Source organism: Streptomyces sp. NPDC059009 (assembly GCF_042740175.1).
Classification (GTDB): domain Bacteria; phylum Actinomycetota; class Actinomycetes; order Streptomycetales; family Streptomycetaceae; genus Streptomyces.
This window is the reverse complement of sequence record NZ_JBHYJB010000030.1, coordinates 1-12,859: the sequence shown is the minus strand read 5'-3', so window position 1 is coordinate 12,859 and position 12,859 is coordinate 1. Positions and strand designations below refer to the sequence as shown.

At 71.0% G+C, this 12,859-nt stretch carries 15 protein-coding genes and 1 riboswitch; of the genes, 4 read left to right on the top strand and 11 right to left on the bottom strand.

What is annotated here, in order from left to right; translation table 11 throughout:
• Positions 1-8 precede the first annotated feature (8 nt).
• Positions 9-914, top strand: a complete 906-nt coding sequence (locus tag ACFWYM_RS27395; RefSeq protein WP_384842691.1) for a hypothetical protein — start codon at positions 9-11, stop codon at positions 912-914.
• Positions 915-971: 57 nt separating this feature from the next.
• Here ACFWYM_RS27395 and ACFWYM_RS27390 read toward each other — a convergent pair whose 3' ends face one another.
• Positions 972-1,724: an MBL fold metallo-hydrolase gene (locus ACFWYM_RS27390; RefSeq protein ID WP_384842688.1), complete on the bottom strand. Its 753-nt coding sequence runs from the start codon at positions 1,722-1,724 to the stop codon at positions 972-974.
• Between the two features lie 249 nt (positions 1,725-1,973).
• On the opposite strand from ACFWYM_RS27390, the gene ACFWYM_RS27385 reads away from it, so the two are divergent.
• Positions 1,974-2,447: a type II toxin-antitoxin system PemK/MazF family toxin gene (locus tag ACFWYM_RS27385; RefSeq protein ID WP_384842685.1), complete on the top strand. Its 474-nt coding sequence runs from the start codon at positions 1,974-1,976 to the stop codon at positions 2,445-2,447.
• Positions 2,448-2,624: 177 nt separating this feature from the next.
• On the opposite strand, the gene ACFWYM_RS27380 is transcribed toward ACFWYM_RS27385, so the two are convergent.
• The 10 genes from ACFWYM_RS27380 to clpS form a co-directional block, all read right to left on the bottom strand.
• Positions 2,625-3,578 carry a PLP-dependent cysteine synthase family protein gene (locus ACFWYM_RS27380; RefSeq protein WP_384842681.1) on the bottom strand — a complete coding sequence of 318 codons (954 nt, stop codon included), beginning with the start codon at positions 3,576-3,578 and terminating at the stop codon, positions 2,625-2,627.
• 6 nt (positions 3,579-3,584) lie between these two features.
• Positions 3,585-3,863 (bottom strand): MoaD/ThiS family protein, encoded by a 279-nt coding sequence (locus tag ACFWYM_RS27375; RefSeq protein WP_384842678.1) that lies wholly within the window; start codon positions 3,861-3,863, stop codon positions 3,585-3,587.
• Between the two features lie 147 nt (positions 3,864-4,010).
• The gene (locus ACFWYM_RS27370) at positions 4,011-4,112 is read right to left on the bottom strand and encodes a putative leader peptide (RefSeq protein ID WP_384842675.1); all 102 of its coding nucleotides are present in this window, start codon (positions 4,110-4,112) and stop codon (positions 4,011-4,013) included.
• A gap of 66 nt (positions 4,113-4,178) precedes the next feature.
• Positions 4,179-5,033 carry an ABC transporter ATP-binding protein gene (locus tag ACFWYM_RS27365; protein ID WP_384842672.1) on the bottom strand — a complete coding sequence of 285 codons (855 nt, stop codon included), beginning with the start codon at positions 5,031-5,033 and terminating at the stop codon, positions 4,179-4,181.
• On the bottom strand, positions 5,030-6,076 hold the full coding sequence (locus tag ACFWYM_RS27360; protein WP_384842669.1) for a FecCD family ABC transporter permease: 1,047 nt from the start codon (positions 6,074-6,076) through the stop codon (positions 5,030-5,032). Before ACFWYM_RS27360 ends, ACFWYM_RS27365 begins: the two co-directional genes overlap by 4 nt.
• A complete protein-coding gene (locus tag ACFWYM_RS27355) occupies positions 6,073-7,071 on the bottom strand; it encodes an ABC transporter substrate-binding protein (protein WP_384842666.1) in 999 nt (332 codons plus the stop codon). The genes ACFWYM_RS27360 and ACFWYM_RS27355 overlap by 4 nt, the downstream gene beginning before the upstream one ends.
• Before the next feature lie 43 nt (positions 7,072-7,114).
• A riboswitch (cobalamin riboswitch) is annotated at positions 7,115-7,251 on the bottom strand.
• A 3-nt stretch (positions 7,252-7,254) separates the two neighbouring features.
• On the bottom strand, positions 7,255-7,677 hold the full coding sequence (locus ACFWYM_RS27350) for a Mov34/MPN/PAD-1 family protein (RefSeq protein WP_384842663.1): 423 nt from the start codon (positions 7,675-7,677) through the stop codon (positions 7,255-7,257).
• 83 nt (positions 7,678-7,760) lie between these two features.
• Positions 7,761-9,257 carry an amino acid permease gene (locus ACFWYM_RS27345; protein WP_384842660.1) on the bottom strand — a complete coding sequence of 499 codons (1,497 nt, stop codon included), beginning with the start codon at positions 9,255-9,257 and terminating at the stop codon, positions 7,761-7,763.
• Between the two features lie 359 nt (positions 9,258-9,616).
• Positions 9,617-10,234: a DUF2017 domain-containing protein gene (locus ACFWYM_RS27340; protein WP_384842657.1), complete on the bottom strand. Its 618-nt coding sequence runs from the start codon at positions 10,232-10,234 to the stop codon at positions 9,617-9,619.
• A 9-nt stretch (positions 10,235-10,243) separates the two neighbouring features.
• Complete coding sequence (clpS, locus tag ACFWYM_RS27335) at positions 10,244-10,555, bottom strand: ATP-dependent Clp protease adapter ClpS (RefSeq protein ID WP_384842654.1); 312 nt, start codon at positions 10,553-10,555, stop codon at positions 10,244-10,246.
• 100 nt (positions 10,556-10,655) lie between these two features.
• Here clpS and ACFWYM_RS27330 point away from each other — a divergent pair, with 100 nt between their 5' ends.
• Both ACFWYM_RS27330 and ACFWYM_RS27325 read left to right on the top strand, forming a co-directional pair.
• Entirely contained in the window at positions 10,656-11,984 is a 1,329-nt protein-coding gene (locus tag ACFWYM_RS27330; protein WP_384842652.1) for a nicotinate phosphoribosyltransferase, read from the top strand.
• 152 nt (positions 11,985-12,136) lie between these two features.
• Positions 12,137-12,721, top strand: coding sequence for an isochorismatase family protein (locus tag ACFWYM_RS27325; protein ID WP_384842649.1), 585 nt, complete (start codon positions 12,137-12,139; stop codon positions 12,719-12,721).
• Positions 12,722-12,859 lie beyond the last annotated feature (138 nt).

Genomic DNA, 12,859 nt, shown 5'->3' with positions numbered 1-12,859 from the left:
TCGGTGATATGACTACGCGCATTCTCGACCTGCACCGCGAGCAGCTCTCCGCCCTGCGCGGCCGGGAGCTCACCGCCTCCGTCGCCGCCGCCGAGGGCCGCACGATGATCGCGGAGGTGTTCGCCGAGCGCGCCGCGATGATCCCCGAACCGAACGGCCGCGGCGTCCACAACATGGAGCTCGTCTCCGCCTTCGGCGCCGACATCGTCGTACTGAACCTGATCGAGCGCGCCTGGGACGGCGAGCAGCTCGAACTCCCCGGCCTCGGCACCTTCACCTCCATCTCCGACCTGGCCGCCTACATCGGCCGCCCGGTCGGCATCAACCTGGAGCCGGGCGACGTGCCCGAGATCCGCCGCGCCAAGCCGGAGCACGCCAAGCGCCTGATCGACATGGGCGCGGCGATGCTCTGCATCACGGCCAACCCCGGCACCGGCGGCTCCTTCGAGGGCATGGCCCGGGTCACCGAGGAGCTGCGCCAGGGCCTCGGCGACGACGTGGCGCTGTGGAGCGGCAAGATGCACCACGCGGGCCACCCGGAGCGGGTGACGGTCGGGCGCCTGACCGCCCTCGTCGACGCGGGCGCGGACGGCGTCGTCATGCCCCTGCCGGGCACGCTGCCGGGCGTCACCAAGGAGCTGGCCGCCGAGGCGGTGGCCGCCGTGCAGGACGCGGGCGCGATCGTGATGGGCGCCATCGGCACCAGCCAGGAGGGCTCGCACGCCAATGTGGTGCCCCAACTCGCCCTGAACGCAAAGGAAGTGGGCATCGACGCCCATCACTTCGGCGACTCGTACATCCCGGGCATGTGCGACCCGGAGGTCATGTACGACTACTCGGTGGCGATCCGCGGCCGCCGGCACACGTGGAACCGGATGGCGCTCAGCGGCCGGGGCTACCGGCGTACGGCCTGACCGGCTCAGATCTCGTACGTCGCGTACGGCCTGACGGACTCAGATCTCGTACGTCGCTCAGATCTCGTACGTCGCTCCGGGCACCGCGAGCTCGACGGGCCCGTCGTACACGGCGCGCGCGTCCGCGAGGTTGATCTGCGGGTCCGTCCACGGCGGGATGTGGGTGAGCACCAGCCTGCGGGCGCCCGCGCGCCGGGCGGCCTCGCCCGCCTCGCGGCCGTTGAGGTGCAGGTCGGGGATGTTCTCCTTGCCGTGCGTGAAGGCGGCCTCGCAGAGGAACAGGTCGCTGTCGGCGGCGAGTTCGTCGAGGGCGTCGCAGGGGCCGGTGTCCCCGGAGTACGTCAGCGACTTCCCGCCGTGCTCGACGCGGATGCCGTACGCCTCGACGGGGTGGCAGACCTTCTCGGTGCGGACGGTGAAGGGCCCGATGTCGAAGGTGCCCGGCTTGATCGTGTGGAAGTCGAAGACCTCGCTCATCGAGGACGCGGAGGGCGTGTCCGCGTGCGCCGTGGTGAGCCGCTGCTCGGCGCCCTCGGGGCCGTACACGGGCAGCGGCTCGCAGCGGCCGCCGTCGTGCCGGTAGTAGCGCACGACGAAGTACGCGCACATGTCGATGCAGTGGTCGGCGTGCAGATGGCTGAGGAAGATCGCGTCGAGGTCGTAGAGACCGCAGTGGCGCTGCAGCTCGCCGAGGGCGCCATTGCCCATGTCGAGCAGCAGCCGGAAGCCGTCGGCCTCGACGAGGTAGCTCGAGCAGGCCGAGTCCGCGGACGGAAACGACCCCGAGCAGCCGACGACGGTGAGCTTCATTGAGCCGGAACCTCCGCGCTGGCAAGGGGGAAAGGGGGCGTGCTGGAGTGTGCTGCGGTCCGTCGAGCGTAAGGCGCGAAAGGACCGGTCGCTCCTCCGTCGCGGGCCGTTGTGGGCGAACTCACCTGCGGTGTCACCGGTTCGGGGGGCGCATGGGACAGGAGGGGCCGCGCGAAGCGCGTCAGGTAGGGCGGTGGTGGGAGACGGGCGGGCGCGCGAGGTTCCTTGGGCGCCGGTACCTTCGGCCGTATGGATACGTCGTGGTGGCTGGCGCTCGCGGCCGTGGTGGGGCTCGCGTTGGTCGTCGCGGTCGTGGACGGCTGGGGGCGCAGCGGGCGGGGGTCTCGGGGGTCGCGTCCCCGGGCTGGGCGGCCGCCGCGGGGGCCTCGTGGGCCGCGTCGGCGGCGGGAGCCGGTGCCGCAGGCGGCGGAGATCTGGTGGGCGCGGGTGCCGTACGAGGACGGGACGGGTGGGAAGGACCGGCCGTGTCTGGTGCTGGCCGTGCGCGGGGACGCCGCTCTCGTCGCGAAGATCACCAGCAAGTACCACGACGAGCGGGCCGGGGTGATTCCGCTGCCGCCCGGGTCGGTGGGGGATGCGCAGGGGCGGGCGAGCTTCTTGGAGACGGACGAGCTGCGGGATGTGCCGTTGGGGGACTTCCGGCGGCGGGCGGGGGTGGTGGATCCGGTGTTGTGGGATCAGGTGCGGTACCTGGCGGGGTAGGGGGCGGGGGGCCTCCGGCGGTTCTTTCCCCGATCCCGCCCCTTCCCGAAACCGCGACTCCGTCGCCCTGGCGCGCTGTCATGGGGCTACGCCCCTTGCCCCCAGTCGGCGCTTCGCGCCTCGTCCTCAATCGCCGGACGGGCTATTTCTAGCTCGTCCGGCGATTGAGGCTCAGCCCTACGCCCACAGCTGGCCCTGCAGCGTCTCGATCGCTTCCTCCGTGGTGGCCGCCGTGTACACGCCCGTCGACAGGTACTTCCAGCCCCCGTCCGCCACCACGAACACGATGTCCGCCGACTCCCCCGCGGCCACCGCCTTCTTCCCGACCCCGATCGCCGCGTGCAGCGCGGCCCCCGTGGAGACGCCCGCGAAGATCCCCTCCTGCTGGAGGAGCTCCCGCGTGCGCGTCACCGCGTCCGCCGAGCCCACCGAGAAGCGCGTGGTGAGGACCGAGGCGTCGTAGAGCTCGGGGACGAAGCCCTCGTCCAGGTTCCGCAGGCCGTACACCAGGTCGTCGTAGCGCGGCTCCGCGGCGACGATCCGGACGTCCGGCTTGTGTTCGCGCAGGTAGCGGCCCACGCCCATGAGCGTGCCCGTGGTGCCGAGGCCCGCCACGAAGTGGGTGACGGAGGGGAGGTCCGCCAGGATCTCCGGGCCCGTCGTGGCGTAGTGGGCGCCCGCGTTGTCCGGGTTGCCGTACTGGTAGAGCATCACCCAGTCGGGGTGCTCGGCGGCCAGCTCCTTGGCGACCCGTACCGCCGTGTTGGAGCCCCCGGCCGCGGGGGACGAGATGATCTCGGCGCCCCACATGGCCAGGAGGTCGCGGCGCTCCTGCGAGGTGTTCTCGGGCATGACGCACACGATCCGGTAGCCCTTGAGCTTCGCGGCCATCGCGAGGGAGATGCCCGTGTTGCCCGAGGTGGGTTCGAGGATCGTGCAGCCGGGCGTCAACCGGCCGTCCTTCTCCGCCTGTTCGACCATGTGGAGCGCGGGCCGGTCCTTGACGGAGCCGGTCGGGTTGCGGTCCTCCAGCTTGGCCCAGATGCGGACGTCGTCGGAGAGGGACAGGCGCGGCAGGCGGACCAGCGGGGTGTTGCCGACCGCCGCCAGCGGGGAGTCGTAGCGCGGCATCGGCGCTTACCGGCTTCCGCCGGCCACCGCCGGAAGGATCGTGACGTTGTCGCCGTCGGCGAGCTTCGTGGAGATGCCGTCGAGGAAGCGGACGTCCTCGTCGTTCAGGTAGACGTTCACGAAGCGGCGCAGCTGGTCGCCGTCCACGATGCGGCCCTGGATACCCGTGTGCCGGGACTCGAGGTCGGCGAAGAGCGCGGCGAGGGTGTCCCCGCTGCCCTCCACGGACTTCGCGCCGTCGGTGTAGGTGCGGAGGATGGTCGGGATGCGGACCTCGATGGCCATGGCAGGGGGCTCCTGTCGGAAGAAGAGAGGGAGGCGTCGCGCCCGCTGAGTGGCGCGTGGCGGCGTGCAGCCGCCTGGGTGCGTGGTGCGCGCGAAGAGCGCACGGGGCGCGGCGCCGCGGCTCACGGCCGGACGGCGGCGGGCAGGTCAGCGCGAACAGATGGCGCTGTTGAGACGGCACAGGTCGACGTGCAGCCGCGCCACGAGCAGCGTGCCCGGCGTCTGAATGCTCACGTCGTGAAGAACCATGGGCTCATCGTATCGATTCCCTGTCCGGGTCCCGGAATGTGATCTCAGATAGTGGACAGATCGCGCTCAGGATGCGGGCAGAGGGGGCGCAGAAGGGCGGTCCGGGAGGTACACGACCGTCGGAGCTCCGGTCGTCGGATGCGTGCTGACCTCCGCCGTCACACCCCACACCCGGGACAGGAGCTCCGCCGTGAGCACCTCCTTCGGGGCGCCCGACGCCACCACCCGGCCCCCGTCGAGCACGTACAGCCGGTCGCAGTAGTACGCGGCCAGGTTCAGGTCGTGCAGGGCGAGGAGGTTCGTCGTGCCCAACTGCCGTACGAGGGACAGGACTTCCAGCTGGTAGCGGATGTCCAGGTGGTTGGTGGGCTCGTCGAGGACCACCAGGGTGGGGCGCTGCACCAGGGCGCGGGCGACGAGGGCGCGCTGGCGTTCGCCGCCGGACAGGGACGGGAAGGGGCGGTGCGCGAGGTCCGCGACGCCGACCCGCTCCAGGGCCTCGCCGACCAGCTCGGTGTCCGCCGCCGTGTCGGCCTCCCAGAACCGCTTGTGCGGGGAGCGGCCCATGGCGACCACTTCGTGGACGGTCAGCTCGAAGACGGCCTGTCCGTCCTGCGGGACGGTGGCGAGGCGCCGGGCGCGCGCCTTGGGCGCCATCGCGGTCAGGTCGTCGCCGTCGAGGAGGGCGCGCCCCGCGGTGGGGCGAAGGGTGCCGTACACGCAGCGCAGGAGCGTCGTCTTGCCGCTGCCGTTGGGGCCGACGAGGCCGACCGTCTCGCCGGGGGCGGCGGTGAGGTCGACGGAGTCGACGAGGGGGCGCCCGCGCCCGGCGATCTCGTACGAGAGTCCGTGCACGCGCAGTTCACCGGTCATTCCGCCGTTCATGTCGCCGGTCATGTCGCCCGTCATGTCGCCCGTCATGACGGGGCTCCCTCGGGGCGGCGGCGCAGCAGCCACAGGAAGAACGGGCCGCCGGTGAGCGCCGTGAGGATGCCCACCGGCACGTCCTGCGGGCTCGCGACGGTCCGCGCCGCCAGGTCCGCCACGACGAGGAACGCGGCTCCGGCGAGCGCCACCACCGGCAGCAGCGTGCGGTGGCTCGCGCCGACCAGCATGCGCGCGGCGTGCGGCACGAGCAGGCCGATGAAGCCGACGGCGCCGCTGACCGCGACGAGGACCCCCGTCACCAGCGAGGTCAGCACGAACACGGCGGCGCGGAAGCGGGACGCGTCCAGGCCGAGGACGGTCGCGCCCTCCTCCCCCACCAGCATCAGATCGAGCGGCCGGGCCAGGGCGAGCAGCAGCCCGGTGCCGAGGACGAGGACGGCCGCGGGCAGCGGCAGCAGGTCCCAGCGGGCCGAGCCGAGCCCGCCGAAGGTCCAGTACAGGGCCTCCTGGAAGTGCTCGCGGCGGGCCGAGGTGACCAGGACCAGGTTGGCGAGGGCGGTGAGGATGTACGCGACGGCGACCCCGGCGAGGACGAGCCGCGCCCCGGTCAGCTGCCCGCCCCGGCGCGCAAGGGCGTACACGAGGACGAGCGCGAGCAGCGACCCGGCGAAGGCACCCGCGGGCATCGTGACGGTGGTGGCGAGCCCGAGCCCCCCGCCGAGCCCGAAGACGAGGACGAGGACCACGCCCGCGGACGCCCCGGACGAGATGCCGAGCAGATACGGGTCGGCGAGGGGATTGCGTACGAGTGCCTGGAGCACCGTGCCGACGACGGCGAGCCCCGCGCCGACGACCGCGCCGAGCAGCACCCTCGGCAGCCGCACGTCGAGGACGATCGTGCGGAAGGGGCTGGGCTCCGCGCGGCCGGTGACGATGTCGAGGACCTGGGACGGCGGCACACGGACCTGCCCGAGGGCGAGCCCGGCGACCATCGCGGCGAGCAGCGCGGCGACCAGGAGGGCGAGCACGAGGGAGTAGCGCAGCGGCCCGCGCGCGGGCGGGGTCCTGTCGCTCACTTGTGGGCCGGCTCGGGGTGGAGCTGACGGGCCAGCTTCTCGATCGCGGCCGGGGCGCGCACCCCGAGGACCACGTCCGACAGCGGCATCACCGCGAACCGCTTGTGCTTGATCGCGGGTACGTCGCGCAGGGCCGGGTCGTCGAGGAGGCGGCGCTTCTTCTGCTCGACCGTCGTCGTGCCGTAGTCGTAGATCACGATGACCTCGGGCCTGCGCGTGACGACCTGTTCCCAGGAGGCGTCGGTGAAGGACTTGTCGAGGTCGGCGAAGATGTTCGTGCCGCCCGCCCGCTTGATCATCTCGTTGCCGATGCCCTTGCCGCCCGCGGTGAACGCGGTCTTGTCCCCGCTGTCGTACACGAAGACCTTCAGGGCCTCGGCCCCCTTGGCCCCCTTGGTCTCGCGGGCGGTGGCGGCGACGGTGGCGCGGGCCTCCCTGACCCACTTCCGCGCCCGGTCCGCGACACCGAAGGTGCGGCCGACCTCGGTGACCTCGCGGTAGAGGTCGTCCAGCGAGGTGCGCCCGCTGGTGCAGGACTCGGTGTTGAGGCGGGTCTTGATGCCGGACTCGGCGAGGTCGTCGCGGGCGGTGCCCTCCTTGGCGTTGAAGGCGCTGGTGTAACCCCCGTACACGAAGTCGGGGTTGGCGCCGAGCAGCTTCTCCTTGGAGGGGTACTCCTTGGCGAGCACCGGGATCGCCTTGTACGCCTTCGCGTACTTCGGCAGGACCTTGTCGTCCAAGTAGGCGGTCCCCGCGAGGGACCCCGCGAGGCCCAGCTCCAGCATCACCTCGGTGGCGTGCTGGTTCAGGGTGACGGCGCGCTGCGGGGGCGCCTGGTAGGTGGTCTTCACCCCGCAGTTGGTGACGGTGTACGGGAATCCGGGCCCGGCCGCCTTGGTGTCGGTCCCGCTCGCGCTCCCGCCGGAGCCGGAACAGGAGGTGGCGAGGGGGAGCAGCGCGGCGCATATGAGGGCCGCGGTACGGAGCCGGGACATGGGGGTGCTCTGCCTCCTCCAGGGGATTTCCGCGTCCCCTGAGTCGTGGGAGAGGGCGGCAGGTCAGTTCCTGGCTCGTCCGCCCCGCGCGGGGGCGGACTCACAGTGGCGGGACCGCGCCGGATTCGCACCGGCTTCCTGGGTCCTGCCGCCTCAAGGTCCAAAAGGTCGAAAGGTCGAGGCTCAGTATGCCTGGACGACCTGGACCTCTTCCTCGGTGACCTCTCCGTCCACGATCCGGAACGAGCGGAACTGGAAGGGGCCCGCGTCGTCCGTGTCCGCCGTCGAGACGAGCACGTAGTGGGCGCCCGGCTCATTGGCGTACGAGATGTCGGTGCGCGAGGGGTACGCCTCGGTCGCGGTGTGCGAGTGGTAGACGATCACCGGCTCCTCGTCGCGGTCGTCCATCTCGCGGTAGAGCTTGAGCAGATCGCCCGAGTCGAACTCGTAGAAGGTGGGCGAGCGGGCCGCGTTCAGCATCGGGATGAAGCGCTCGGGGCGGTCCGTACCGGCCGGTCCCGCGACCACGCCGCACGCCTCGTCGGGGTGGTCCTGGCGCGCGTGCGCGACGATCTGGTCGTGGAGGGCCTGGGTGATGGTCAGCATGGAAGTCAGCATATGCAGAGGGCCCGCGCCGTACCGGAGGGTGGTACGGGCGGGCCCGAATGCTGGACTTCGCGGCCGGGACGTCAGTCCTTGGCGGCGTCCTGCGGCTCGGCGGACGCGACCGCCTTCGCCTTGTTGAAGGCCGCCGCCTGCGGGTTGCGGGCCTTCAGGAACAGGTAGGCGACCACCAGGATCGCGGCCCAGACCGGAGCGGCGTACAGCGAGATCCGGGCGTCCTTGTCGACGCCCATCATCACGATGACCATGCCGATGAACAGCAGCGCGAACCAGCTGGTGTACGGGGCGCCGGGCGCCTTGAAGGTCGACTGCGGCAGCTCACCGCGGTCGGCCTTGCGGCGGTAGCGGATCTGGCAGGCCAGGATCATGATCCAGGCCCACATGCCGGAGATGGTGGCGAAGGAGACGACGTAGTTGAACGCCTCGCCCGGCCACTGGTAGTTGATCCAGACGCCGACCAGCATGAACGCGGCGGAGACCGTGGTGCCGGTCAGCGGCAGGCCGTTCTTGGTCAGCTTGGTGAAGAACTTCGGGCCCTGGCCGTTGAGCGCGAGGTCACGCAGCATGCGGCCGGTGGAGTACATGCCCGAGTTGCAGGAGGACAGGGCGGCCGTCAGGACCACGAAGTTGACGATCGCGGCGCCGACGCCGAGGCCCATCTTGTCGAAGGCGGCGACGAACGGGGAGACGCCCGGCTGGAACGAGGTCCACGGCACGACCGAGAGGATCATGATCAGGGCGCCGACGTAGAAGACGGCGATGCGCCACGGCACGGTGTTGATGGCCTTCGGCAGGACCGTCTTCGGGTCCTTGGACTCACCCGCGGTGACGCCGACCAGCTCGACGGCGAGGAAGGCGAACATCACGATCTGCAGGGTCATCAGCGTGGAGCCGATGCCGTTCGGGAAGAACCCGCCCTGGTTCCACAGGTGGCTCACGGAGGCGGTGTCACCGGCGTCGGAGAAGCCGATGGTGAGGATGCCGACACAGATCAGGATCATGCCGATGATCGCGGTGACCTTGACCATGGAGAACCAGAACTCCAGCTCACCGAAGAGCTTCACGGAGATGAGGTTGGCGCCGTACAGGATGACCGTGAAGATCAGCGCGTACGCCCATTGAGGGATCGAGTCATGCGTCCAGTACTGCATGTACTGGGCGGCCGCGGTCACTTCGGTGATGCCGGTGACGACCCAGAAGAGCCAGTACGTCCAGCCGGTCACGAATCCGAAGAACGGGCCCATGAATTCGCGCGCGTACTCCGAGAAGGAGCCGGACACGGGCCGGTACATGAGGAGCTCGCCGAGCGCCCGCATGATGAAGAAGATGACGAGGCCCGCGATGGCGTACGCCAGGATGAGGCTCGGTCCGGCCTTGTGGATGGCCTTGCCCGCGCCGAGGAACAGGCCGGTGCCGATGGCACCGCCGATCGCGATCATCTGGATCTGCCGGGCCCCGAGCCCGCGCTGATAGCCCTCGCCCTCAGCGGCCGAGCCATCGGCCCGCACGGCTCCGTCGCCGCCGGGCTCGCCGTGCTGCTCTTCGACCTGCACTGAGGTCATGGTGACGCCTTTCTCCATGCTGATCCGCGCCCGCAGGCCGTCCTGCGTCTTGGCCGCGGATCAGGTCCTGATCCCCCCGGATATGGAATGGAGTGCTACCGGCGGTCTGCCGGCTGAAGCGCCCTCGGCGACATGGGTGGCGTCACCGAGCGGTCGTGAAGATTTATCACGGCCACAACAGTGATCAACTGGACGGCGTGTGGCGCACGCCACTGGAAGAACCGGACAAAATTCCCTTGACGCCCCATAGGTGGACGTCATGGTGACACGATCGTTATCCGGATTTGAGCGTCCGTTGAGCGGACGGTTTCGAGTCGGCCGCAGAAGTGGTTGCTTCAGGCCATCAGCAAGGCCGCAGGTCAACCCAGCAGCGTGCCGACGAGCGTCTCCTGGAGCCCGCCGAGCCAGAGATAGGCCATCACCATCGGCTTGCGCGGGTCGGCGTCCGGCAGGTGGTAGAGGAGGTCCGCGTCCTCCTCGTCGGTGACCTCCAGGCGGGTGCCGATCGCGAGGCGCAGGTCGTTGAGCGCGCCGAGCCACTGCCGGGACTCCTCGGCGGTGAGCTTGAGCACCGCCCCGCCCTCACCGGCCGCCGTCGCCGAGTCGAGCGAGCGGATGACCGTGAGGGCGTCCTCCCGCTTCTTGGCCCGCAGGTCGTTCTCGGTGAAGCGCCGGAACTCGGCGGAGTACGCGCGCAGTTCGTCGGCCTCGGCGGCGGCCGCCCGCTCACTGCCCGGCCCCCCGTACGCGTCCGGCAGCAGGCGCAGGAGCACCGGGTCGGCGGGCGGCTCGCTGGGGCCCTCGGCGAAGAGCTCGGCGAGCGGGTCCTCGGCGGGGCCGTCGGCCCCCGGGCCCGGGCCGATCAGCTCCAGGAGCTGGACGGCGAGCGAGCGGATGATCGAGATCTCGACCTCGTCGAGCGCGACGGCCGCGCCGCCGCCCGGGAGGGGTTCGAACTGACTGGGCTGTGAGGGCATCGGGTGTCGCTACTTCCGGTCCTGCTGGAGGGTGGCCCACAGGCCATAGCCGTGCATGGCCTGGACGTCGCGCTCCATCTCCTCGCGGGTGCCGCTGGAGACGACCGCGCGACCCTTGTGATGGACGTCCATCATCAGCTTCGTGGCCTTCTCCTTCGAGTACCCGAAGTACGTCTGGAACACGTACGTCACGTAACTCATCAGGTTGACCGGGTCATTGTGGACGAGCGTGATCCAGGGGACGTCCGGCTCGGGCACCGCGAAGGCTTCCTCCGCCGATTCCGGTCGTTCGATCTCCACGGGAGTACTCACTTGCCCCATGCTGCCACCCCGAGGGGGGCCTCGCACAAATGCCCCCGGGTGGCGCGGGCGACCCCCTAGAAATCGTCAGAGTGACGAGATGGGAGTAGCATCCGTCCTTATGAACACAGCGGACCTTGGGCTGCCGGTCGACGTCCCCTCCACGGCACTCTTCACGGATCACTACGAGCTCACGATGCTGCAGGCCGCGCTGAAGGCGGGCACCGCCGACCGGCGCTCGGTCTTCGAGGTCTTCACCCGCAGGCTGCCCGAGGGGCGGCGCTACGGAGTGGTGGCGGGAACCGGCCGCGTCCTGGACGCCGTCGAGAACTTCCGCTTCGACGCCGACGTCATCGGCTTCCTGCGCGAGCGCCGCGTCGTCGACGAGCCGACCCTCAAGTGGCTGGCCGACTACCGCTTCAGCGGCGACGTCTGGGGCTACCCCGAGGGCGAGGTCTACTTCCCGGGCTCGCCGATCCTGCGCGTCGAGGGCTCCTTCGCGGAGTGCGTGCTCCTGGAGACCGTGATCCTCTCCATCCTCAACCACGACTCGGCGATCGCGGCCGCCGCCTCCCGCATGGCCTCGGCCGCCGGGGAGCGCCCGCTGATCGAGATGGGCGCCCGCCGCACCCATGAGCTGGCCGCGGTCGCCGCGTCGCGCGCCGCGTACGTGGGCGGCTTCGCCACCACGTCCGACCTGGCCGCGGGCTTCCGCTACGACATCCCGACGGTCGGCACCAGCGCGCACGCCTTCACCCTGCTCCACGACGACGAGCGGTCCGCGTTCGAGGCCCAGGTGGCCTCGCTCGGCCGGGGCACGACGCTGCTCGTCGACACGTACGACGTGACGCAGGCCGTCCGCACGGCCGTCGAGGTCGCCGGGCCCGAGCTGGGCGCCGTGCGCATCGACTCCGGCGACCTGCTCCTGGTCGCGCACCGGGTGCGCCAGCAGCTCGACGAGCTCGGGGCCACCGACACGAAGATCATCGTGACCTCGGACCTGGACGAGTACGCGATCGCCTCGCTCGCGGCGGCGCCCGTGGACGCGTACGGCGTGGGCACCCAGCTCGTCACCGGCTCGGGCCACCCCACCTGCTCGATGGTCTACAAGCTCGTCGCCCGGGCCCACTCCGCCGACCCGAAGGCCCCCCTGGAGGCGGTGGCGAAGAAGTCGCTCGGCGCCAAGTCCTCGGTGGGCGGCCGCAAGTGGGCCGCGCGCAGGACCGACGCGCAGGGCGTCGCCGAGGCCGAGGTGATCGGCACCGGTCCGGTCCCCGCCGAGCTCGAGGACCGCCAGCTCCTCGTCCAGCTGATCAAGGGCGGCTCCGTGGTGGCCCGCGAACCGCTGGACGCGGTGCGCGCCCGGCACGCGCAGGCGCGGGGGCGACTGCCGCTGTCCGCGACGCAGCTGTCGCGGGGGGAAGCGGTCATTCCGACGGAATACATCTGAAGGGAGTCTTACGGGGCGCCGAACCGGGCGCCCCGCGGGGCGCGTGTCCCCGCTCTGTCACACCCGCCAATTACCCTCTCCCGCAACGTACTTGAAGTCTCTACGCTCGGTGTGAACCGGCCGGGACCTCGCCGAACAGAAGGACATCCGCCATGCGCCGCGCACTGATCGTCGTAGACGTGCAGAACGACTTCTGTGAGGGCGGCTCGCTCGCCGTGGCCGGCGGCGCGGACGTCGCCGCCGCCATCACCGAGCTGATCGGCCAGGCCCCCGCGGGGTACCGCCACGTGGTGGCGACCCGCGACCACCACATCGAGCCCGGCGACCACTTCGCCGAGCACCCCGACTACGCCCACTCCTGGCCCGCGCACTGCGTGGCGGGCACGGAGGGCGTGGGCTTCCACCCGAACTTCGCGCCGGTCGTCGCGTCCGGGGCGATCGACGCGGTCTTCGACAAGGGGGCGTACACGGCCGCGTACAGCGGGTTCGAGGGGCTCGACGAGAACGGGGTGTCCTTGGCGGACTGGCTGCGGGCCCGGGAGATCTCCGAGGTGGACGTGGTGGGGATCGCCACGGATCACTGTGTGCGGGCCACTGCGGTGGACGCGGTGCGGGCGGGGTTCCGGACGACGGTGCTGCTGGACCTGACGGCGGGGGTCGCGGAGGGGACGACGGACGCGGCGCTGGCGGAGATGCGGGACGCGGGCATCGAGCTCGTGGGCAAGCCGGTGGTGTGACCTTCCCCCGATCCCACCCCTACCCGAATCCGGCGACTCCGTCGCCCTGGGCGGGCCTCCTGGGGCTGCGCCCCTAGACCCCCCTATCGGCGCTGAACGCGGCTAGTCCTCAATCGCCGGACGGGCTATCTCTAGCCC